Annotated in this window: 19 protein-coding genes and 2 pseudogenes; 6 read left to right on the plus strand and 15 right to left on the minus strand. The window is 59.8% G+C overall.

Features of this window, described 5'->3' with window-relative positions:
- Positions 1-114: 114 nt before the first annotated feature.
- From MUN84_RS16150 to MUN84_RS16205, 12 genes are all read right to left on the minus strand, one after another.
- Entirely contained in the window at positions 115-210 is a 96-nt protein-coding gene (locus MUN84_RS16150; RefSeq protein WP_244695054.1) for a T9SS type A sorting domain-containing protein, read from the minus strand.
- Positions 195-635, minus strand: a complete 441-nt coding sequence (locus MUN84_RS16155) for a hypothetical protein (RefSeq protein ID WP_244695056.1) — start codon at positions 633-635, stop codon at positions 195-197. Before MUN84_RS16155 ends, MUN84_RS16150 begins: the two co-directional genes overlap by 16 nt.
- Entirely contained in the window at positions 632-1,432 is an 801-nt protein-coding gene (locus tag MUN84_RS16160; RefSeq protein WP_244695057.1) for a proprotein convertase P-domain-containing protein, read from the minus strand. The genes MUN84_RS16155 and MUN84_RS16160 overlap by 4 nt, the downstream gene beginning before the upstream one ends.
- Positions 1,429-3,681: a reprolysin-like metallopeptidase gene (locus tag MUN84_RS16165; RefSeq protein WP_244695058.1), complete on the minus strand. Its 2,253-nt coding sequence runs from the start codon at positions 3,679-3,681 to the stop codon at positions 1,429-1,431. Before MUN84_RS16165 ends, MUN84_RS16160 begins: the two co-directional genes overlap by 4 nt.
- A 251-nt stretch (positions 3,682-3,932) precedes the next feature.
- The gene (locus tag MUN84_RS16170; protein ID WP_244695059.1) at positions 3,933-4,130 is read right to left on the minus strand and encodes a hypothetical protein; all 198 of its coding nucleotides are present in this window, start codon (positions 4,128-4,130) and stop codon (positions 3,933-3,935) included.
- On the minus strand, positions 4,121-4,354 hold the full coding sequence (locus MUN84_RS16175) for a hypothetical protein (RefSeq protein WP_244695060.1): 234 nt from the start codon (positions 4,352-4,354) through the stop codon (positions 4,121-4,123). Before MUN84_RS16175 ends, MUN84_RS16170 begins: the two co-directional genes overlap by 10 nt.
- Positions 4,324-5,892, minus strand: coding sequence for a DUF3857 domain-containing protein (locus MUN84_RS16180; RefSeq protein ID WP_244695061.1), 1,569 nt, complete (start codon positions 5,890-5,892; stop codon positions 4,324-4,326). The genes MUN84_RS16175 and MUN84_RS16180 overlap by 31 nt, the downstream gene beginning before the upstream one ends.
- Complete coding sequence (locus MUN84_RS16185) at positions 5,892-6,755, minus strand: hypothetical protein (protein WP_244695062.1); 864 nt, start codon at positions 6,753-6,755, stop codon at positions 5,892-5,894. The genes MUN84_RS16180 and MUN84_RS16185 overlap by 1 nt, the downstream gene beginning before the upstream one ends.
- The gene (locus MUN84_RS16190) at positions 6,746-7,939 is read right to left on the minus strand and encodes a DUF3857 domain-containing protein (RefSeq protein WP_244695063.1); all 1,194 of its coding nucleotides are present in this window, start codon (positions 7,937-7,939) and stop codon (positions 6,746-6,748) included. The genes MUN84_RS16185 and MUN84_RS16190 overlap by 10 nt, the downstream gene beginning before the upstream one ends.
- Positions 7,940-8,114: 175 nt before the next feature.
- Positions 8,115-8,675, minus strand: coding sequence for a hypothetical protein (locus tag MUN84_RS16195; RefSeq protein ID WP_244695064.1), 561 nt, complete (start codon positions 8,673-8,675; stop codon positions 8,115-8,117).
- Positions 8,676-8,785: 110 nt separating this feature from the next.
- Entirely contained in the window at positions 8,786-10,150 is a 1,365-nt protein-coding gene (locus tag MUN84_RS16200) for a transglutaminase domain-containing protein (protein ID WP_244695065.1), read from the minus strand.
- Between the two features lie 95 nt (positions 10,151-10,245).
- A complete protein-coding gene (locus MUN84_RS16205) occupies positions 10,246-11,391 on the minus strand; it encodes an MFS transporter (RefSeq protein ID WP_244695066.1) in 1,146 nt (381 codons plus the stop codon).
- A gap of 263 nt (positions 11,392-11,654) precedes the next feature.
- On the opposite strand from MUN84_RS16205, the pseudogene MUN84_RS16210 reads away from it, so the two are divergent.
- Positions 11,655-13,327 (plus strand): annotated as a pseudogene (locus MUN84_RS16210) (catalase).
- Between the two features lie 190 nt (positions 13,328-13,517).
- On the opposite strand, the gene MUN84_RS16215 reads toward MUN84_RS16210, so the two are convergent.
- Entirely contained in the window at positions 13,518-15,068 is a 1,551-nt protein-coding gene (locus MUN84_RS16215; RefSeq protein ID WP_244695068.1) for a hypothetical protein, read from the minus strand.
- A 198-nt stretch (positions 15,069-15,266) separates the two neighbouring features.
- Here MUN84_RS16215 and MUN84_RS16220 point away from each other — a divergent pair, with 198 nt between their 5' ends.
- Positions 15,267-15,527, plus strand: coding sequence for a hypothetical protein (locus MUN84_RS16220; RefSeq protein ID WP_244695069.1), 261 nt, complete (start codon positions 15,267-15,269; stop codon positions 15,525-15,527).
- A gap of 24 nt (positions 15,528-15,551) precedes the next feature.
- On the opposite strand, the pseudogene MUN84_RS16225 reads toward MUN84_RS16220, so the two are convergent.
- Positions 15,552-16,574, minus strand: a pseudogene (locus MUN84_RS16225) (hypothetical protein); the annotation flags it as partial.
- A 288-nt stretch (positions 16,575-16,862) separates the two neighbouring features.
- Here MUN84_RS16225 and MUN84_RS16230 point away from each other — a divergent pair.
- The 4 genes from MUN84_RS16230 (at position 16,863) to MUN84_RS16245 (ending at position 20,788) form a co-directional block, all read left to right on the plus strand.
- Entirely contained in the window at positions 16,863-18,740 is a 1,878-nt protein-coding gene (locus MUN84_RS16230) for an ABC transporter ATP-binding protein (RefSeq protein ID WP_244695073.1), read from the plus strand.
- Between the two features lie 100 nt (positions 18,741-18,840).
- Positions 18,841-19,236, plus strand: coding sequence for a putative quinol monooxygenase (locus tag MUN84_RS16235; RefSeq protein ID WP_244695074.1), 396 nt, complete (start codon positions 18,841-18,843; stop codon positions 19,234-19,236).
- A 364-nt stretch (positions 19,237-19,600) separates the two neighbouring features.
- Positions 19,601-20,077 (plus strand): GNAT family N-acetyltransferase, encoded by a 477-nt coding sequence (locus MUN84_RS16240; RefSeq protein WP_244695076.1) that lies wholly within the window; start codon positions 19,601-19,603, stop codon positions 20,075-20,077.
- A gap of 108 nt (positions 20,078-20,185) precedes the next feature.
- Positions 20,186-20,788, plus strand: a complete 603-nt coding sequence (locus tag MUN84_RS16245) for a DUF4136 domain-containing protein (RefSeq protein ID WP_244695078.1) — start codon at positions 20,186-20,188, stop codon at positions 20,786-20,788.
- A gap of 241 nt (positions 20,789-21,029) precedes the next feature.
- On the opposite strand, the gene MUN84_RS16250 is transcribed toward MUN84_RS16245, so the two are convergent.
- Positions 21,030-21,974: an XdhC family protein gene (locus MUN84_RS16250; protein WP_244695079.1), complete on the minus strand. Its 945-nt coding sequence runs from the start codon at positions 21,972-21,974 to the stop codon at positions 21,030-21,032.
- Between the last annotated feature and the right edge of the window lie 82 nt (positions 21,975-22,056).

Consider the following 22,056-nt stretch of genomic DNA (forward strand, 5'->3'; position numbering starts at 1 on the left):
CGCTTATTCAAGGCTTATTCAGTATAGTTGGCTGATAAATAATAAGTTATGGTAAAAGAAAGGCGGCTCTCTATTATGAGAGCCGCCTTTCGAGGCTACCTAATTGGGCAGGGGTTATTGTTTCAACAAGCGCACCACAGCCGAACCATCGGGCATGTCCAGGTGTAACGTGTAGACGCCGGGGGCCAGCAGGCTTACGTCGAGGGGCACTGAAGCAGGGCGGCGGATTTCTTAAGCGTTTGGGTTGACAGGTTGCGGCCAAGCCCATCCGTCACCCGCAGCGTGATGGGGCCACGGTGGGCGTTGTCGATTTTCACGTTGAACAGTCCGGTGCTGGGGTTGGGGTACACTTCTACGCCCTGCAGCAACGCCGCGCTAGCCAGGCCAGTAACCGTAGAAACTGTCTGGCAGCCTTCATTGGAGTAGCCCGAAGCCCCAAAGGCGTTGATGGCCCGCACCCGGTAGCAATACGTGCCGTTAAGGCGAACCTGATCCGTATACCCCGTGACGTTGGCGCCTACCGTGGCAATGCGGGTGAAAGGGCTTCCGAACTGAGCGCGCTCAATCTCGAAGCCGGTTTCAGTGCCCGAATTGTCTAGCCATACCAAATCCAGGCTGGCCATATTGTTGGTCACGACGGGGCCAGTACACTCAGGCCCGTGGGGGCTGCTGGTGGTTCGTTCAGGGTATAAAGCTCCAGTTTCCAGCCCGTTAGGGTTCCACCGTTACCCGCCCTCGTGTCGCGAATGCTCAGCGTCCAGTTGCCAAAAGCCGGGTCGTTCAACAAATCACCCAGGTAGCCCGCCGGGCGCACTGTGCCCGCCGCGGCGGGCGGACAGGCAAGGGCTATGCCGTCATCGGCGAAGCTCAGGTTCAGGCCGTTGGTACCGGGGCAAGCCTGGGCCAGCAGCACCGTTTGGCGACGGACAGGGTTGGTAAGCGTGATTTCCAGCTCACTTATATCCGGATGCGTGAGGGTGAGGTCCCGGATGCGAAGGTCAGATACCCGCTCCGTATTCCCAATAACGATGGTGGACGTAGTGGTAGCGCCGGCCGTGTTGCCAATGGGGCGGGGCACTTGAGTAGCCGTGGCTGTGCGCAAGGTATGGGTGCCCGTCAGTAACTGCCGGGTGGCCGAGTAAGGCGCCGTTGCACAGGCGCTTACTCCGCGCACGCGCACGTAGTAGGTGGTAGTGGGCTGCAGCAGCAGGGTAGTAAAGGTAGTACCCGTAATGCCCGCCTGGTTGACGACCAGGTTGGTGAACGTCGCATCCGTGGCTACCTGCACCTCGTAGGAAATGGCATTTGGCACGGCAGTCCAGGTAATGCGGGGCCGCAGCGTAGATATTCCGCCTGCGGCGGGGGTAGTAACCGTAGCGGCCTGCGTAGCGGAGGGCCGAATGGTCAGTAACACATCCAGTACCCGCGTCACGCCCCGCTGGTGCCCGTCAGTTGCAGGGTGTAGGTGCCGGCCGTTGTGCTAGCATCGGCCGCAATGGTAGCCGTAGTAGCCCCGCCCGCCGCTATGGGGTTGGCCGCGTACGTGACAGTAACTCCGGCCGGAAGGTTGGTGGCGGAAAGCGTTACGTTGCCGCTGAACCCTTGCAGCTGGCCCAGGCTGACGGGAATCGTAGCTGAGTTGCCCGGGCAAAAAGCCAGCGTGGCCGCGTCAGCCATTTGCAGGAAAAAAGTGGGGCCGGAGGGGGCGGTTAATGTTAGGTTTTGGTTGGAAATATCGAAGAAGATGCCAGCGCTGGCCTGCACCCGTACCCGGGCCGAGGAGGTTGCCGCTACACTGGCAGGCACCGTCACGGCCTCAAACCCGTCGTTGGGAGTGTTGGCTGCCAGCACCGTAGGGTAGGTCAGGCCCCCATCGGTGGACAGCAGAATGTTAACCGTGGCCGCGTTGATGGGCGCCTGGGTGGTGTTGGCCACATCCCAAATAACTTGCTGCGGAGCGCCTACCAGCCAGGAGGTAGCACTGTTAGGGCTGCGCACCACAAAGGGCCCGGCCGTGGGCACCACCACCACCTGCATGGAGTCGTAATCGACGCCCCCGCCCCCAGCGCGGTTGTCGCGGGCTACCAGCCGGAAGATCAGGCGGCGCCCGTAGGTAGGCAGCAATTCGCCGGGCGTCTGGGTGTTGTTGAGCAGGTCCGACAGCCGCGGAAACGTGCGGCTGGAGTTGGGGGTAGGCGCAAAGGACCGAAAGATGGGGGCATCACCGGTGGGCGCGTTCAGGGCCCCGTTGGGCCCCAGGTTGTACTCTTCCCACACGTAGGTAAGCGCGTCGGCATTGGCATCAGTGGCCGAGCCAGTCAGCACGAAAGGCGTGCGAACAGGAATGGCGTAGCTCGGGCCGGCATTCACTACGGGCGGGGTGTTACCGGTGGCGGTGTTCACGGAGCAGTTGCCCTGACCCGTAATGTGGTCCACAATCTGGTCGAAGCTGTGGGAGTGAAAGTAGGGGTCGGAGTTCGGCTGCAGGTTATCGGCCCCACAGATGCCCGCGTAGGCCATGATGGTAGAGCCCGAGCCCGGCTCGTAAGCCGAGGAAGCCTCCCGGTTGCCGCTGCAGAAATCCGCCGTGCTGTTGAAGGTGTGGTCAGCCCCAAACTGGTGGCCCATTTCGTGAGCCACGTAATCCACATCAAAAGCATCGTTAATTGGGGAAGGGGAGCCGGTAACGCCGCGGGCTTTGCCGTCGATGCACACGGAGGGCCGCTGGGCAATGCCGCCGCCGCCCGTGCTAAACACGTGCCCGATGTCGTAGTTGCTGGGCCCGATCAGGGAGTCAGCCACCGTCTGGTTTTCTTCGAGCATGGCCTCCCCATCGGTATTGGAGTACGGGTCGGTGGTTGGGTTGAGGAAAATCAGCCGGTCGTTGTTGGGCACCAGCACGAGCCGCACGGCCAGTTCCCGCTCACAAATGGCATTAACCCGGTTGATGGAAGCCACCATACCAGCCAGCGCGCCCGCCCTGGTTCCGCCGTGGAAGGCTGCGTACTCGCCGGTGCAGGCCAGGGCCAGCCGGTAGGTGCGCAGGGTGGTGCCATTGGCTACTGCCGGCCGGGCGACGAGGCTTGCGCGGGCCAGCGTTGTTATTGCCTCGGCCGAAGGGGTAGCGCACACGAAGGGAAACGCCGCCCGGTTCATGGCCCGGCGCTCAAATACCAAATGCGCCTCCGTACCACGCACGGCCGGATCAATGTACACCGTCTTATCAGCAGCCAGAATCAGGGCGTGAAAGCCATCGGGGCTAATATCCAGGCGGGCCGTGGCCGTGGGGTCATCGATGCCCTGGGCGGCGTAGGTCTGAATAGCCGGGTATTTGGCGGCCAGTTCCGGGGCCATGACGGGCGCCTGCACCACCCGAAACCGTTGGGAGCTGCCATCGGGCAGGGGCAAGGATATGACGGTAGCCGACGTGGCCGCGGCCCCGCCCCGCCCCACCGGTGCGCTCTGCAACACGCTCCGCAGGGTAGTCAGCTGAAAGCTCACCGACCGGAAGTGGGCCAGGGGCTGCGCCGCGGGCCGGGCCGCTGCCGACAGCGCGGGAGCATCGGCCCACAGGACCCGCTGCGCCTCAGCCGTGGGAATGGTAGCGCCCAAGGCCGCCGCCAAGAGGCCACCGGTCAGAAAGCAGTGCCACGGCCGGCGCGTAGTAGAGGGTTCAGGCATAGCAGACAGGCAAAGTAAAGTCGAGGAAATGCAAAAAGGCGAAGCCCTAAGGTAGGCAGTTTTCCTACCGAAGCTCTTCACCAAAGAGCATATAATTGTGGACTCCGCCAGCCCGGAACATGAGCGTGAAATGTGACCCTAAGTACTTTTTCGCCAGGAATTGCAACCCGCGCCCGGCCAGGGGCCACAGCACTAAAAAAGCGCGCCTACCCCAGCCGGGGTAGGCGCGCTACTGCATAAGCCAGGGACCCTTATGCGTCTGTTTTCAGCAACACCAGCTGGGCTTTATCTGCCGCGCTAATCTTGCGCCGAAACTCTAGGTAGGCGGGGTAATCGGTGCGGGCAAAGCGGGTGCGCGGCAGCTGCAGCCGGCGGATGTACTGGATGGTGCCATCGGGCAGGGTTTGCAGCTGGCTGGAGTAGGTGCCGAACGGGGTGCTCAGTTGCACGGGGCGGGCAGCTGCTCGGGCCGCAAGCTGGCCGATACGTGCAGGCGCACCGTGTCGGTTTGGGTGAGGGCATGGTCCAGCCAGAGGTCGGTTTGCCGCTCGCCCACGCTGGCGGCCGGGGCCGAAAGCCGGCTGAGCAGATTGGGCGTCAGGAACACACGCTTGCCACTGGGCGGGGCCAGGGCCGGCAGGGTCAGGGCGAGGCTTTCCGTGAGGCCGGGCACCGCCGCGCCGGGGGCGTAGGCCGCAGGGCCACTTTGGTCAGGGTGAAGTTGGGCAGGGGTAGCCGGCTGCTGATGTGCTTTTTCTGCTCGGCCAAGTCCAGGCTCGGTAAGGAAGCTACAGCGTCATATTCTAGGCCGGTGCGCAGGGTACGCAAGGTAGCCGTGGCATTGCCCTGGGCGTCCAGGTACACGTCGGCTAGCCGCTCGCGCCGGTTTTCGGCGGCGCCGTAGCGCGGGGTAGTAATCAGGCGCCCACCCTGAGGCAGTAGCAGCAGGGCGTGGCGGTTGCCCGTGAAACCACCCATGTACCCAAACGGGTTGCTTTGGCTAGTGCACTCCAGCCACACGGTATCGGGCCGGGTGCTTTTCACCAGGGGCACGCACAGCACCACGTGGTTAAATTGGGAGCTGGGAAAGTCCGTACGAATATCCTGCTCATCGGAGCCGGCGCGCACCAAGGCGGCGTGGGCCGTGATGCCGGCCGCGCCCAGCAGGGCTTTGCAGTAGTTGGTCAGGGCTTTACAGTCGCCGTAGCCGTTGGCAGCCACGGAGGCCGCCGGGAACGTCTGCCAGCCGCCCAGGCCCAATTGAATGGAAACGTAGCGGGTGTTGGCTTGCAGAAACTCGTACACCTTCCGGATGCGGGCCCGCTCATCGGTTTCGCCTTGCACCAGGGCAGCCATGCGCGCTTGCAAGGCCGGCGGCAGCGCGTCGCGGCCGGCGTTCAGCTCGTAGGTCCAGCGGCTCAGGTCGGCCCAGGAAGTAAGTTTGCCGGCGTGGCCTTCCACCTCAAACTCAGTAGGCGCCGTTAGCACGGCTGGCGTCACGTCGGCAATGGAGGGCCCGTCGGGCTCTTCCTCGCGGGCGGCCAAATCGTGCACCTGCCACTCGTACACTTCCTGACTGCCCTGGGCGCGGCGGGCCTGCGCGGCCCCGGCCGGCAGGTGCAGCTCCTGGTAGCGCAAGGCCAAGCCCGTGGGCATCAGCACCCGAAACGAGGCCTGCTCCACGCTAAGCTGTTCCACGGGCTGGGGCCGCCAGGTAGAGTAGAACAGTGGGTTATCGGATACGACTTCGTACTCGAACTCCACCGTGTAGGGGTAGGAGGGCTGGCTTAAATCGGCTACCCGGCCGCGGGCATCGGAAGCCAGGCTAAAGCCGTCGGAGAGGCTAATGTCGTGGATGTCAGCCGGGCGGAGCTGGCGCAGCAGCCGGCCCTCGGCGTCATACACGCTGCCCCGGAAGTAGCTAATGCTGTTGAGCTGGCTGTAGTACACTAGTTCCGTGGCCCAACGGGCCCCAGCCTCATCGAGCACCGTAACGGCCCGACGTACTGTTTCTACCGTGCGGCCCACCGACTTTACCAGCAGGGTTTCCTCGTGGCGGCGGACCACGGCGTGGGCGTTTTCGCGCAGGGCGCCGGGCAGGGCAGCCACCGCGTATTTGGGCGCGGGGCCGTAGGCGGCCCAGGCCGGACCGGCCGCCACGCTCAGCCAGGCCGCGCAACCGGCTACAAAGGGGAGGAGGTAGCTACGCATTAGGCCTTCTTCTTGAGCACCAATTTCTCTCCCTGTTTCGTCATCACGTGGGTGAAGAACTCCCGCAGGTAAGCGTATTCTTCGGCCGAGTAAACTGGCCGGGCCAGGCTCATGCGGCTCATAATCTGAATGGTGCCTTCGCCGGGCTGCACGTTGTAGAGAAAACGGCCCCCGCCCTCGGGCAGCTCCACTGACATACCCTTGGGGGTTTCTTCCAGCACGTAGCCGGCAGGCAGCGAAATGGTCAGGAGAATGGTCTCATCCAGGGCAGTGCCGAAGTCCACGGGAAAGCGCCGATCCTCGTGCAGGAAGGGGTTTTTGTCGGTGCCGAAGTAGCGTAGGGGGTTCAGGTAAATGGTGCCTACCGGCGTTTCTCCGCCCGTAGTGGCAAACTCGTAGTCCAGCATCAGGGGCTTGTGCAGATTGTCGCGCTCCTTGAAGGTATACTTCGGAATGCTCCAGCCCTCGTGGTCAGTGACGATTTCCTCCACGTACTTTTTCTCGCCCAGCTTGCGCAGCTTCTCGCGCTGGTTCAGGGCCAGATAGCCGCCGTGCTCCTGGTGCACCTTACCGCTAAGGCTACCTTTCTCATCCACCGTCAGGTTAATCTGCCGGTAGGTCACGAGCCGGTCAGCGGGCTTGAGCTCCACCCACCGCGACTCACCAGCTTTGGGCAGCACCAGGCGACCTACACCATTCAGGCAACGGTAGGGCAGCATGCCGCAAGGTGCCAGCTCCTCGGTGGCATCTACCAGCAGTTCCTTGCCTTCAGGCAGGGCCACGTGGGCCACCACGTAATTGAAACGGCTCATTAGGGGCACGTTGGTTTCCATGCGGCCGTGGGTGCGGGTGCTCAGCACCACGGGTTGGCATTCAGGCCGGCCTCGCGCAGGGCGGCAATCAGCAGCAGGTTTACGTCGGCGGCCGAGCCAGATTTCTGCTCGTACACCCGCCGGATGTTCCCCGAGGAAGTTACGCCGTTGTTGCCGTTATGCTTCACGGCCCGCCGGATTAAATCGTGCACGGCGGCGGCGCGGGTAGCGGGGTCCGGGTGCTGGGCTACCAGGGGCGCGAGCTGCTCCTTCAGAAAGCTGCCGCGGCTGAGCTGGGCTCCGAAGCTGTCCTCGTTGAGTAATTCCTGGTCAATTTTCTCCCAGGAATTGGCTACTGCTTTATAAGGTTCATTGGGCCATTTGGTGCCGGCCAGTTCGAAGTCAATCTTGGCAATGTAGTCGTTGGTGGTGGTCATGTAGGGCTCCTCGCGCATGGCGGGCAGGTTCTTCATGGCCCAGCGGTAATTAGTCACGCGGGGCGTAATCGTCTCTGAGCCGCCCGGCTGCCGGCCACCTTGCATACCCGCCTCAATAGTGGATGACCACCGAATGGTGTACTGGGTAGTTCCTTCCGTGCGCTCCTGCACTTCTGAGGGCTCGTAGCCCTGCATCAGCATCTTGTAGTCGAAATACTCCGGAATGGCGGCGCGGTACTCGCTCCAGCGCACTGGAATGTCCGACTGAAAAGTCCAGTCCTGAAAATTGAAGGTGAACTCCGAGGCCACTGAGTAAGTAAACTCCACAATGGAGCCTTCCCGCACGTTGGGCATCGTGAATTTGCGGATGGTGATGTTGGGCGTACTTTCCTCCCGGAATATCGACTCGGAATTGAGTTTTTCCTTGACTACCTGCCCATTTACCAGGTTGTAAGTGAAGCCGCGCAAGGCCGTGAGTTTTTCCTCGTTGGTGCCCCGGTGATAGAGCGGTACTTTCACCGTGGCGTAGTCGTAACCGGCTTTCTTCAGGATTTTGATGCGCGCTACCCGTTCAAATATCACACGAAATCCGCCCTCACTGTAATCGAAGCGGGAGCGGCCGAAGTCGCAGAGTACCACGGCCGGCGCGGCGCTGTCGGCCACAAAGTTTTGGTCCGTCAGGTCCCGCTCGTCAATCTTACCGAATTTAATGGGGTCAGCCTGGGCGTGGGCCAGTGATACGGACGCGCCAGAGCAAATACCGGCCAGAAACAGCCGGCGGAGTAAAGGTTGAATCATACCAACAGGGGTAGGTGTAGTAACGTGACGAATGGAGAATAGCTATTCCCGAGCTTTGGACTGCCTGGCCGAAGCCAGCGCCAAGAAGGGAGATATACTACAGTTGCAACAGGATAAAGAAACGGAATCGAAATATCACTATTCGGCGCTGCCCAAACAAATGGCCCCGTACAGATTATTGGCGCTGCACTACAATAGGCTCGGTCATTTTGGCCAGTGCCCGGGCGTACAGCTCACGAAGCGCGTGGTATTCTTCGGCCGAATAATGGGTTTTAGCTAGATGCAGACGGCTGGTAATAGCCAGGGTTTGGGCCGTGGGCTGGCTTACGCTAAAAACAAAGCGGCCACCTTCATTGGGTAACGCCAGGCTAGTAGCAGCCGGTAGTTCAGCGGCGGTGTAGCCCTCGGGCAGGGTAAGCTCCACCATGTACTCCAGCCGCTGGGTGCTGGCCATGTCCACCGGGTAGAGGCGGTCGGGGTGGCGAAAGGGGTTAGCTGGCAGCCCCAGCTGCGCAGCTGGGCGCACGTAGAGCGTAGCGGCTGGGGCCTCGGCCCCGGGCAGGCGGGCTGCCACCGTGAGAGCCACGGGGCGGGTTAGGTCATCGGCTACGGCTTCCGCTTTTTCAATTTGCCAGTCGGGGTGGGCTTGCTGCCACTGCTGACGCAGAGCTGCCACGGGTTGGCGGTGCTCAGAAGCAGCGTAACCCGCGTATTCCTGGCGCACAGTTCCTTGCAAGGCGCCCGTGGCAGCGAGCGTGAGGCGAGCGTGCGTGTAGCGTAAGTGCGGAACCGCCGTTGCTAGAGAAACCCAGCGCCCCGCCGGCCCGAGCAGTCGGCCTTGGTCGTTCAGGCAGTTTTCCGGCAGCAGCTCCGGGGTAGGGTCGGGTCGGTGGCATCCAGCACCAGCTCTTTGTTGCCGGGTAGAATCACGTGGGCGGCTACGTAGTTAAACTGGCTTAGCACAGGTAGCTCCGTTTGAATGCGGCCGTGGCTGCGGGTGCTCAGCAGCAAAGGCTGGGCCTCCAGGCCGGCTTCGCGCAGCAGGCGCACCAGCAGTAAATTGATTTCGGCCGCGTTGCCCTGGCGAGTTTCCAGCACCCGTTTGGGGGTAGCTCGGGCGTAAAGCGAAGCCGTACCGCTATAACCCACCGCCTGTAGCACCAGTTGCCGGGCCGCCGCCGCGCGGGCTCCTGGATCCGGGATGGAACGCAGGGCGGCTGCCGCCGTAGCCAGCGCAGAATTTTGCTGCAGATACTGCCCGAAGTCTTCTTTCTCGAGCAACTCCTTTTCAATCTGGGCCCACGAGCTTACTACAAATTGCGGGTCCCGTTCAGGGTTGAACTGAATGCGTTCTAGCTCGAAGTCAACGCGGCTCAGATAATCGTGTTCCGTGGTCAGGAAAGGCTCGGGCCGGAACGCCGGAATATCTTGCTGAACCCAGCGCCGGGTAAGGGCCTGGGTGCTGATCTGATAAGACTTGTCGGCGCTACCGGCACTGATTGCGCCATATGAGTCTTGTACTTTCTCGCGGTAGGTAGTGGTATAAGGCGCTGCGCCGCTCGTATTCACGGCGAAGGGCCAGTAGGAGCGGGTCATTTCCTTGTAGCGGTAGAAGCTCGGAATCTGGACCCGATACTCACTCCAGCGCACCGGAATTTCCTGCTGAAACTGCCAGTCCTGCAAATTGAACAGAAACGGGGAGCGGATGACGTAGGTAAATTCCAGAATGGAGCCCTCCCGAACGTTAGGCAAGGTAAAAGCATACTCATCGAGACGGTCGTTGAGCTTGCGGCTAAACACGGCCTCCGTGCGCAGCAAATCCTTGCTCAGCTCCTTGCCCGTGAGGTTGTAGGTAATGCCTTTCAGCTGCTGAATCTGCTCCCGATTGCCGTTTTTGGGGTCGTGGTAAAGCACCACGCGCACGGTAGCGTGCTCATACCCCGGCCGCCGCCGGATCAGTAGCCGGGCCGTGCGCTCAAACCGTAGCTCAAACCCATCTTGCCCACCCTTAATGGTTGATTGTCCAAAGTCGCAGACCACTTCGGCCGCAGCCGAATCGGGAGCCGGGCGGGCCAGAAGCTGGGCTGCTTCCTGCGCATCCAGCTTGCCAAAACGAACGGGAACTTCCTGGGCCCAGGCCAGCGCCGGAGAGCAAAGCAGCAGGCTTGCCACTGCACCCCACCAATGGGCAGGCACAACACGAGTAATCATTCGACTATGAATAACTAATTACCAAGTAATAAACCGGCCGAGTAGCCCGGCAGCGTAGTAAAACTATTGAAAAGCCGTCGAGCTACCAACTGTGGCTATTCTTCCACTGGCGCGGCAGTATGCCGCTGCCCAAGCAGGTAGAGCAAGGCAGCAGTTACAGCCAGGGCGCTCAGCGCGTGCACGAAGGGCAGATGGGCGGGCTCATTGGCGTACAGCCAACCGGCCAGCAGGGCCCCCAAGCCAATACCGGCTTCCAGGGCGATGTACATGGTGGCCACGGCCCGGCCCCGCCGCTCTGGGTGGCTCAGGTCTACGGTCCAGGCGTAGAGGGTAGGCGAATTCAGGCCCGTGGCTAGTCCGAACAGGATGGCCGAACCAAGGAACACCGGCGTTGAGGTCGCCAGCGCCATCAGGGCCAGCGACACCGCCATTAGGGCCGAGGAGCCAATGAGCACCGGCACGCGGCCGTAACGGTCGGAGGCCCGGCCGGCCAGCAGCCGCACCACCAGGGAAGCGCCGGTGTAACAGGTATAGAACAGGCCTTTGCTGCCGTGCGTGAGGCCTAGCAGGCGGCTTTGGTCGGGAATGACGGTGAGCACAGCCCCAAATGGAAACAAGCACAGCAGCGTCACGAGGGCCGGTTTGAGTACTCGCGGCTCCAGCACCTCGCTCCAATCAAGGCGCAGTAGGCTCCAGCGGAAAGGCTGGCGCTGGTCGGGAGGGAGGGTTTCCGTCATGGTGCCCTGCACCACCAAGCTCAGCAACGCCAGGCCCGAGGAGCAGTAGAACATCGTGTTTAGGGAAAACTGCTCGGCCAGGAAGGACCCTAACATGGGGCCAGCGGCCATGCCCAGGGAGCCAGCTACCCCCAGCAACCCCATGGCCTCGCCACGGCGAGCGTACGGAATGATGTCGGCAATAAAGGCGGCGGTGCCCGTGGGCTTGAAGCCCGTGCTGAAGCCGTGCAGCAGGCGCAGTCCCAAAAATGCCGCCACGGTGGCCGTGAAAGGGTAGAAGAAGCCGCACACAAAGCACACCAACGAGCCAAACACCATTACCGGAATCCGACCCACGGTATCAGCCAGCTTGCCGCTAAAGGGGCGCGAAATGCCGGCCGTGAGCGTGAACAAAGCAATAATGAAACCCTTGTACTCGGCCCCGCCCAGGCGCGTGAGGTAGTCGGGCAGCTCGGGCAGCAGCATGTTGAAGCTCATGAAAAAGAGCAGCGACGAAAGGCACATCAGCCAGAAGCCGGAGTGTACACCCGGGCGGGAGCAGTAGCGGAAGGTACAAGCATGGAAAGGCAAAGGTAGCCCCAGGAGTGCGGCCCGGCCCTACCAGAGGGTAAATATGCTGATACTCGCCGCGTTGCAAGCATTTGCAAGGACTGCGCGTGAGGACGAAAGCAAAAAGGCCAAAATTCTTTCGGAGAAAAATTCTCCACTAGCACCAACCAACCGTGTACCTTCGTTGTAGTACACCCATCACTTACACGTTATCAGGTATGGCACAAGACCAGCAGAATCAAGCCCAGAACGGCACCTCCGGCAACGGTACCGGAACGGCCGTCACCGGCGCCGGAACGTCGCATGACCAGCGCACGGCCGAAGGCGAAAATGCCCAGACCCTTACCACCCGCCAGGGTCACCCACTCACCAACAACCAAAACCTGCGCACCGTAGGCAACCGTGGTCCGGCTACGCTGGAGAACTACCAGTTTCTGGAGAAAATCAGCCACTTCGACCGGGAGCGGGTGCCGGAGCGGGTGGTACACGCCCGGGGCGCTGGTGCCCACGGTGTGTTTGAAGCCTATGGTAAGGTAGGCGACGAGCCCATTGAAAAGTATACCCGCGCCAAGCTGTTTAACATGGCCGGCAAGCAGACCCCGGTATTTGTGCGCTTCAGCACGGTAGGCCACGGCGGCCACTCGCCCGAAACCCTGCGCGACCCGCGCGGCTTCGCGGTGAAATTCTACACCGAAGACGGCAACTGGGACCTGGTAGGCAACAACCTGAAGGTGTTCTTCATCCGGGATGCCATGAAGTTTCCGGATCTGATTCACTCCCAGAAGCCTGACCCGGTGCACAACCGCCAGACCGGCGAGCGGATCTTCGACTTCATCTCGAACACGCCGGAGGCCATGCACATGGTGGCTTTCCTGTTCTCGCCTTGGGGCATTCCGGCTAACTACCGCCAGATGCAGGGCTCGGGGTGAACACCTACAAGTGGATTAATGCCCAGGGCCAGGCCGTGCTGGTGAAATATCACTGGGAGCCGCTGCAGGGCATCAAAAACCTGACAGCGCAGGAAGCCGAAGCCATTCAGGCCAAGAACTTCAACCACGCTACCCAGGACCTGTTCGACAACATCAAGGCCGGCAACTTCCCCGAGTGGGAGCTGTGTGTGCAGATTATGTCGGATGATGAGCACCCTGAGCTGGACTTCGACCCCTTGGATGACACCAAGATTTGGCCCCAGGATCAGTTCCCCTTCCTGCCCGTGGGCAAAATGACCCTGAACAAGAACCCCGAAAACTACTTCGCCGAGGTAGAGCAGTCGGCGTTTGGTACCGGGGTGCTGGTCGATGGCCTCGATTTCTCCGACGACAAGATGCTGCAGGGCCGCACCTTCTCGTACTCGGATACCCAGCGTTACCGTGTGGGAACCAACTACTTGCAGCTGCCCATTAACGCGCCCAAAAAGCACGTGGCCACCAACCAGCGCGACGGCCAGATGGCCTACCACGTTGATACGGCTCCGGGCCAGAACGCGCACATCAACTACGAGCCCAGCAGCCTGAACGGCCTGAAGGAAGCCCCACGCACGGCTCCCGAGCACACGCCGCTCTATACTGGCCGCTTGGTTCGCCAGACCTTGGACCGTACCAACAACTTCAAGCAGGCCGGCGAACGGTACCGCCTGCACGAGGATTGGGAGCGTGACGACCTGATCAGCAACATGGTGGGTGCCCTGGCCGACGCTGACCGCAAGGTGAGCGACAAGATGGTGGAGCTGTGCACTAACTGCGACCCGGACTGGGGCCAGCGCCTGGCCGACGGCCTGCAGAAAGCCCGCAGCGGCAAGACGCCTGAAGGTGGCAACCAGTACAACCAAAGCAAAGCAGCCGACGCCGTGGCGCAAGCCGAAGCAGTAGGCCACGAAGCCAAACCGTACTAACTAACACAAGTACCGTGACGCTATAAGAAAGGCTCCAACCATTGTGGTTGGAGCCTTTTTTTTGTGCTTTTTGCTACACCTGAGATATACGGGCGGCAATGTGATAAAAATCTGATAAACAGAATGGTAGCGAAGAATATAGTCTTGTTGCGTTCAGCGCCGGCGCGGCTTAAGTGAAGTAGGAAGGACATTAAGGCGTCTGCGTCCCTGTTGAGTCGGTAGTGGTAGGTACGGAGACGTCGGTCGAATCGATTTCTTCGGCCGGAGGTGTGGTAGCAACCTGGTCTAGAGAATCGGCCATCATCTGCGTTTCCTGGTCTTCCGTGTCTTCCTCCAGCACCACCGTGTCCGGTTGAATGTCGGTAAGGGTAGGAGCCTGGGCTTGGAACGGTTCTTCGGCGTTGGAGGAGCGGTTAGGCCGAGCTTGGGTAGTGGGTTCAGGTTCAGAGCGGCGGCTTACTACGTGAACCAGACCCCACACGCCCAAGCCCCCGCCCAGAATAACTGCCGCTACGACGGCCACCCGGGGCCATTGCACCCGCCACGAAGGCCGGTCCAGTAGATTCCGCCCCGTATGCGGCGTAGGCCTAGGGGGCTGGGTAGCTGGGGTGGGGGCCGGGCGCGGCGCGGCGCGAGCTGGCGTAACGGGTGCCGCCGCAGGTGTGGCAGTCACCACTGCCGGCGCGGCTGGCGCGGGCTGCGCTTGCAGCTGCTGAATCAGGTGGCTTAGTTGCTGAATCCGGGCGTCCATCTCCTGGTTGCGCGCCGCCGACTCCAGTTGGGCTGCCCGGATGGCATCTTCCAGCAGGTTTTTCTCCCGGGTTTCGGTGGCTAAGCGCGCCTGCAGGGCTGCTACCTCAGCCGCCGCGTTTGGAGGCTGGGTCAACTGGACCCGGAGCTGCTCAATGCGGTGCTCCCGCTCGGCTTCGCGGGCTTCCATTTCCTGGCGCTGCTGGGTTAGCTCGGTGCGCACTTGCTGGCTGAGTTGCTCCAGGCGCTGCATTTCCTGCTGGCTGGCCGCTACCGCCTCGGCCGCCGAGCCGTAAGGGGCATCGTGCGGAATGTCCTCGGCCCCAAGCCAGCGCCACAGTTGCCGGGCTTTCTGCTCCCAGTAGTTGCCCTCGCCCACGGGCGGCTCGTTTTCCGGAGCTTCCGCTGAAGCCGGGGAAATGGTCAGCGTCTGAATCCAAGCCAGCAGGTCGTCGGCTGCAAAACTGATTTCCGGGTTGTGCAGCTGGCGCAGGCGGCGCGGTAGCTGGGCCAGGGCGCTGAGCAGCTGAAAGTTCTCGGCTCCGGGCTGGCGACGCAGGTAGGTTTCCACGCCGGGCCCAAACTGCACAGGACCAGCAAACAATACCAGCCCAGTAATTAGCTCCGCAGGCACTGCCGGCGTGGGAAGCTGCCCACTCAGCCAGGTAGCTACGGCCTCTTGCTGGCGCAAAAACTGCTCGAAGGGATTGGCCGCGTGCTCGTCGCCCTGAAGCAGGTAGGGGCCCAGCTGCCAAGCGCCTTCCTGCGAGGGGGCAATATCTAACAGGCCTCCTTGGGGTACAAACAGCAGCACCGTAATGCTGTGCGGGCGCACCACCAGCGCGTCCACTACCTCGCCTTCTACCTCGAAGTTGCCGAGCAGAATGGTAGGGAAGGTAGTGGGTTCCGCTTCCAAGGCAGCCTGTACGGCTTCGTATTGCGCTCGGCGCGCTGAATCATCGAAAGAAGAGAGTAGAAGGCTATGCAGCATGGGAAATGCAACTAGGCTGCTGATAACGCAAGCCGAACCACTAGGTACGCAAAGCAGCTGATTTGTGCCGTAAAGTAACGTGCTGCCGCTTCTGTTAGCCTGCTTTGTGCTGCTCCTGCTGAGCTGGGCGGCTACCTCAACACTATACCGCTTGCTGAAACCACCCGTACACTTTCCTGAAACCACCTACGCACGACCATGCCCCTCCACGAGCAACTCGACAAGAAGCTAAGCAAGATTTACGAGCCCTCCGCTACCATCAACGACGTGTTCAAAGGCTACGACATCACCTTTCTAACCAATGAAAACGGGGAGCCAGTCACCCTATTCTTCGGCAAGCGCCGCCCCGATGGCAAGATTGTAGGCGAGCGGTTCACGCGCACCATCAAGCGGGAGCCGGGCAGCATGGTAGTAAAGCACAGCCACTGGGACAACCAGGGCAAGATCATGAATGCGTGAGGCCCGAGCCTGAACGGCAGCCGGCTACTTCTGAGCGGCTTGTATTTCGACCAATAACGTACTGGCTTCTTCCGCTGACTCCTGTTCGGCCTGGGCCAACCGCAGGGCCTCTTGAGCCACGGATAGGGCCTGCGTTTCCTGGTGTAGCAAATGCAAAACCTGGGCGTACAGCAGCGTGTTTTGGTAGTCTTTCTGCCGCTGCAGAAGCAAGGGCAGTAGTTCCGCTACCAGCTGTAACGACTCCTGCTCACGTGCTGGGCCCTGTTCCTTGCCAAAGTACTTTACGTAGGTAGCCGTTTTGCGCAGCGTGTATAAATCGGCGTGCGGACTCTGGGCAAAACGCAACGTAGCCCGCGCGTAAGACACCCAATTGCGCTGGCCTTCCAGGAAGTTAATGGTTGCTAAGCTATTGGCGCGGACAGTGTCAGGGAAGCTGGCCAACACTAGTTGCCTTACCCGGCGGAGTGTTGCGGTATCATTGGCCCGCCCGGCCGTAAAAGCCATGTTGGTAAGTGTGCGTTCCGCCTTCTTCTGAATTTCAAGCGACTTGTACCACGGCTGGAACAGGTCCTGGTGCTGGATCAGAAACAAGTCGGTTCGTGGGCTGGCGTGCGTATAGATGTAGCGCAGGTTTCGCTCGGAGCGGAGCTGTTTTGCCGATTGGGTAGCCAGGTATTCGTCTATCACCTGGGCCTGCAGGTTCTGTTTCTGGGAGGAGGAAGTAAGCGCCGTGCTATAGGCATACAGCGTTCTGACCGAGCGGTTGCCGGCGTTGTATCGGCGCTGAAGGGCATAGAAAGCCTGTTTCGGGTGAAAGGCTGCCTGGCCATCAGCAATAAACTCGGCCGCGGGCTTAGCGCCTAAGCTGCGGTGCAAGGGCTTTCCCGTAGCATCGAAGTACAGATAGGTAGGAAAGGAAACGATGTCGTGGCGCCTGGCAAAAGCCGTGTCAGCGGTAATATCCACCTGGTAAGAGACGAACGTAGCATTGTAGTATGCGGTAGCGCTAGATTCCCGGAAAGTAGTAGCAGCCATTTCCTGACAGAAATGGCATCCGGGGAGTAAGCGTACACAAAAATGGGCTTGCGTTCATGTTGGGCCTGCGCCAGCACCGTTTCCCACGAAGTGTTCCGGAACGATATGCCTTGGTTTTGGGCCTGAGTAAGGCCATAGCAAAAGCAGAGAAGGATAGTGAGCAGCAGGACTTTCATCTTAATAAATAAATGAATAACAGACAGATAGTGATTGTAACGGCTGAAATATAGAGGTTAACCGTTGTTCTGCCAAAACGGCGGCCCCGGCACTTCGGCGCGGAGTGTGTCGTATAGCCCATCTATGGCTCGTTCTGATTCGTTTCTCTCCACTATATCGGCCAAAAAGCCGCGTCCCGACGGCAAGCCCAGTCTGACGGTAAAAGAGCGGTTTTCGGCTCTTAAAAATCTGCCGGAGTTTCTGCGCCTGATCTGGCAGACCAGCCCGGCGCTTACCCTAGGCAACGTGGGGCTACGCCTACTGCGGGCGGCCCTGCCAGTAGCCATGCTCTACGTGGGGCAGCTCATCCTCGACACGGTAGTGCAGCTGAGTCGGCAGCCGGCCTCTGAGCGGATTCTTACGCCGGTTCTCACCCTAGTAGCCCTGGAGTTTGGGCTGGCCATTCTTTCGGATGCGCTGGGACGCGGCGTGGCCCTGCTGGACTCCTTGCTAGGTGACCTATTTGCCAATCAAACCTCGGTGCGGCTTATGCAGCACGCGGCCGAACTGGACCTCGACCAGTTCGAGGACAGCGCCTTCTACGACAAGCTGGAACGAGCCCGCCGCCAGACGTTGTCGCGCACGGTGCTCATGGCCCAGGTGCTCAGCCAGGCCCAGGACTTCATTACCATGGTTTTTCTGGCCGTAGGCCTTACGGCGTTTAACCCCTGGCTGCTGCTGTTGCTGCTGGTGGCGGTGGTGCCCGCCTTCCTGGGCGAGTCGCACTTTAATGAGCGCAGCTACTCCCTCGTGCACGGTTGGACGCCCGAGCGGCGCGAGCTGGACTACCTGCGCCAAACCGGTGCTTCCGATGAAACGGCCAAGGAAGTCAAGATTTTCGGCTTGTCGGGCTTTCTCATTGACCGGTTCCGGACGCTGTCAGATCAGTTTTACCAGCAGAACAAGTCCCTGGTGATGCGCCGGGCGGGCTGGGGCGCTTTCTTCGCGGCGGTGGGGGCAGGCGGTTACTACGCCGCCTACGTCTACATCATCAGCCAGGCCGTGCGCGGGCAGATTTCCATTGGGCAGCTCACGTTTCTGGCCGGCTCGTTTGGCCGCATGCGCGGGCTACTGGAAGGCATTCTGAGCCGCTTTAGCTCAGTGGCGGAAGGGGCCCTTTACCTGCAGGATTTCTTCGACTTCTTCCACCTCCAGCCCCGCATCCGCCGCGACGAAACCCAGCCGGTGCGGCCGTTTCCGCATCCCATCCGGGAAGGCTTCCGGTTTGAGAACATGAGCTTCAAGTACCGCAACGCCGAAAAATGGGCCCTGCGTAACCTCAACTTCACGCTGCAAGCCGGCGAAAAGCTGGCCCTAGTTGGCGAAAACGGGGCCGGCAAAACAACCCTGGTCAAGCTCCTGTCCCGGCTCTACGACCCCACCGAAGGTCGGATTTTGCTTGATGGCTACGATTTGCGCGAGTATGATCCGGCCGAGCTGCGCCAGGAAATCGGAGTGATTTTCCAGGATTTTGTGCGTTTCCAGCTGCCGGCGGGCCAGAACCTGGCCGTGGGCCGCATTGAGCAAAAGGACAACCAGCCGCGTATTGAGCAGGCCGCCGCTCAAAGCCTAGCCGATTCCGTCATTGCCAAGCTACCCCAGGGCTACGACCAGATGATTGGCCGCCGCTTCAACGGGGGTGTGGATTTGAGCGGGGGCGAGTGGCAGAAAATTGCCCTGGGCCGCGCCTACATGCGCGACGCTCAGCTACTTATCCTCGACGAGCCCACCGCCGCCCTTGATGCCCGCGCCGAATACGAGGTGTTCCAGCGCTTTAAAGACCTAACCCAGGGCAAAACCGCTGTGCTTATCTCGCACCGCTTCAGCACCGTACGCATGGCCGACCGGATTCTGGTTATTGAAAACGGACAGTTCGTGGAAATTGGGAGCCACCAAGAACTGCTGGAGCGTGGCGGCCGCTACGCTGAGCTGTTTCAGCTACAAGCTGCTGGCTACCAATAGAATAAGTGAAGTATATTTGACTTCAAGAGCATGCTAATTTAGCAGTAGCTTGCTGATAAACAGCACTAGGGTTTTTGACTGAATCGTAAAAGTAAATCTCATGAAAATGCACTTGCTTATACTAGGTTTCCTGCTGTCATGCAGTAGTGCTTTTGCTCAGAAAAACGCTATGATAATTCGTTTATCAGAAATAGAAATTTACCCAAAATATCTTGAAGAATACAAGAGTATTCTCAGAGAAGAATCGCGCGCATCCGTAAAATTAGAGCCAGGTGTTATTTCAATTTATCCAATGTATCAGAAGAGTGATTCTACACAGGTAAGAATACTAGAGATATACGCTAGCAAAGAAGCTTACCAGGCGCACTTAAAAACACCTCACTTTCAAACATATAAAACTACAACACTCAATATGGTTAAATCCTTAAAGCTTGTCGATATGGAAGCCATAGACCCAGAAACTATGTCTGAAGTGTTTCGAAAGATGAAAAAGTGAGATCTGTGATTTGTGTATCTATTATTAGTCTAAATGATTATCTTATAAGTAAATATTAATTGTATGTTGTAAATCGAACTAAGTAAACAATGTAACTAATCAGACCGTCATGCAGAGCGCAGCGAAGCATCTCGCGTGCTGACGACTGCAACGATACCATGCGAGATGCTTCGCTGCGCTCTGCATGACGGTCTGGTTATGCTTAGGAATGTTATTTTATATGATATAATTAAATAACGATATAAAGAGTCTGTACTCCTGTATTTGTTGAAAAACAAGTATTGTCTATTTTGGAATTATTAGAATAGTGAATAGCCATTCTAGTACGCGGCGTATTATGGTTGCTGCGTCTACCTTGCTGCGCATGAATTATACCTTTCAACTGCTAGCTGACTTATCTGCCGAATCTGACCAACGCACGTTGGCGGAGTTGCTGCACCAGGTATTTCCCGATACTCCTACTGCCGAGTTGGTTGCCGAATTGCAATACCAGCAGAATCGGCAGCCCGTGCAAGTCTGGTTGGCATGGGCCGAGGAACAACTGGTAGCCTGCAAGTTGGGCTACGAACGAAAACCCGGGCACTACTACAGCTGGCTGGGCGGCGTGCACCCGGACTTCCGGCGGCGGGGCTTGGCCCAGGAGCTGATGCAACGGCAGCACGCCTGGTGCCAGCAGCGCGGTTACCGTTCTATCCGAACCCAGACGCTGAACCGCTGGCGGGCCATGCTGCTGCTGAACCTGCGTGCCGGCTTCGATATTGTAGGAACGGTGCAGGGCGAGCGGGGCCTGACGCTCGTGCTGGAGAAAAGTATTCTGCCGGCTGAAAGCGGCGGATTGTAACGGCCGCGGGGTTTTGGAACCCGACCCATAATTTTAAACTAACTAGCAGTAGACAAGCGCACTAGGTTTCGTATTTTAGGGCTGCGATGCTTTAACTTTTCTGGGCCTATGAAACTGCTTGTTACTCTGCTGACCAGCGGCAGCCTATTGCTGTCGGGGTGCCTTATGTCGCGGGAGGCGCGCGTAGAATCCGATTACAGCTACGCCGGCCAGTTCCGGCATTATCGGACCTACGAGTTTATCAGCGGGGATGGAATCAACTCCGACTCCAGCCGGCTGGGCGAAGCCGTCCGCGACGCCATTCGCACGCGCATGAAGATTCAGGGGTACCGCCCCACCCGCCGCCGCCCCGACCTGCTAGTGAACTTCCGCTTATTTGAGGGGGATATGCGCTTTCGGGGCTACAGCCAGGATGACTTCACGAAGTGGGTGCAAAACGGCAACACGGAAGATGAGGACACCCCCAAGGACGCCCGCAAAGGCTACCAGCCCGTGCGGTTGCTCCTCTCTGAAGGGACCCTACTAGTTACCCTGATTGACAACCGCACGAACCGGGCCGTGTGGAACGGCTATGCCTCGGGCGTGAGCGTACCGTCTGGCCCGCAGGGTGAAATCGTGCTCCGGCGTTCCGTGCGGTCTATTTTCGACCAATACCACGTGTTCACAGCTGGCTACCTACAGGGCAACAATACGGCTGAGGAAGGCAACTAAACAACCCGCAGGAGGCTGCTCATGCGCGTTTGCTACGGCGCTAGAATAAACCAACCCTGGTAGCCAGGTCGTGTGAACAGTCAGGGCTTATAAAGTATATCAGCACGTCATGCCGAGCCGGAGGCGAAGCATCTCGCATGAAGTCATCTGCTTGTTATTGCAACGTCAGCCCGCGAGATGCTTCGCCTCCGGCTCGGCATGACAGACCCCCAGCAAAACTGTTAACATACCCCTCGTGCTACTACCCAAGCGGCCGGTTGCGTTCCTGAATTAGCTCAGCGGCAATGCTGATGGCTATTTCTTCGGGTGTACGGCTATGGATGGGCAGGCCGATAGGAGCGTGCACCCGCGCTAGCACGTTCTCGGGTACGCCTTCGGCCCGTAGCGTGGTTAGCAGCTCCTGAATTTTGGCCGCGCTACCCATTACGCCCACGTACCGCACCCGTCGCTGCAAGAGCTGCCGCAGAGCTATCAGGTCGGTGCGGTAGCCGAAGGTCATCAGCACCACATACTGCTCGGAGCCCTCCGGGATTTCCTGGGCCAGTCTTTCATAGGATATCGTGCGCTTATGATGCGCAAAAGGGTTTTGCAACTGGGTATTTAGACCGGGCCGGTCGTCAAGAACGGTCAGCTCAAAATTCAGGGTAGCTAGCACCCTGGACAAGGCCAGCCCTACGTGCCCGGCCCCCACAAGAATGGCGTGGTCGCGGAAGCCGAGGCGCTCGGCGTACTCCCATTGGGCCCCGCTGGTAGTAAAGTGAAAGTCGGCGACGGACGTAGTGGGGTGCAGTTCCAGCCCCCGGCCGGCCGAAAGCTGCAGCTGCCCGCCCGCGTGAGTGCGCAGGGCGTGTACCATACGTTCCAACGTTTCTAGGTCGGCTGCCCGGAGCGGAAAAATGAGCACCCACTGCTCGCCAGAGCAAATAAGCCCGGAGCGGTCCGCGGGAGCTTCTTTCCGGTGAATCTGGTGGCGCAGTACAGGTTTCGCCTCAGGAGTAACGAGCAAGGTACGGGCCAGCTCCACGAACTTGTGCTCCATAATGCCTCCGCCAATAGAGCCAACCAGCATATCGGCCGTTACCGCCATCTTGAACCCCTGCCGGCCGGGGCTGCTGCCCTGGCTGTCAAGCACGCAGAGCAGTGCTACCCCACCTGCTGCCGCAGGCAGGCGGCCGCGTGCTCCCACACCGGCAAGTCGCGGGGAACGGATGAGAAGGAAGCAGCAGCAGAAATCATTAGGGTGAAAAAAGTACAGGAAATACGAGCAA

Source organism: Hymenobacter sp. 5516J-16 (assembly GCF_022919335.1).
Classification (GTDB): domain Bacteria; phylum Bacteroidota; class Bacteroidia; order Cytophagales; family Hymenobacteraceae; genus Hymenobacter; species Hymenobacter sublimis.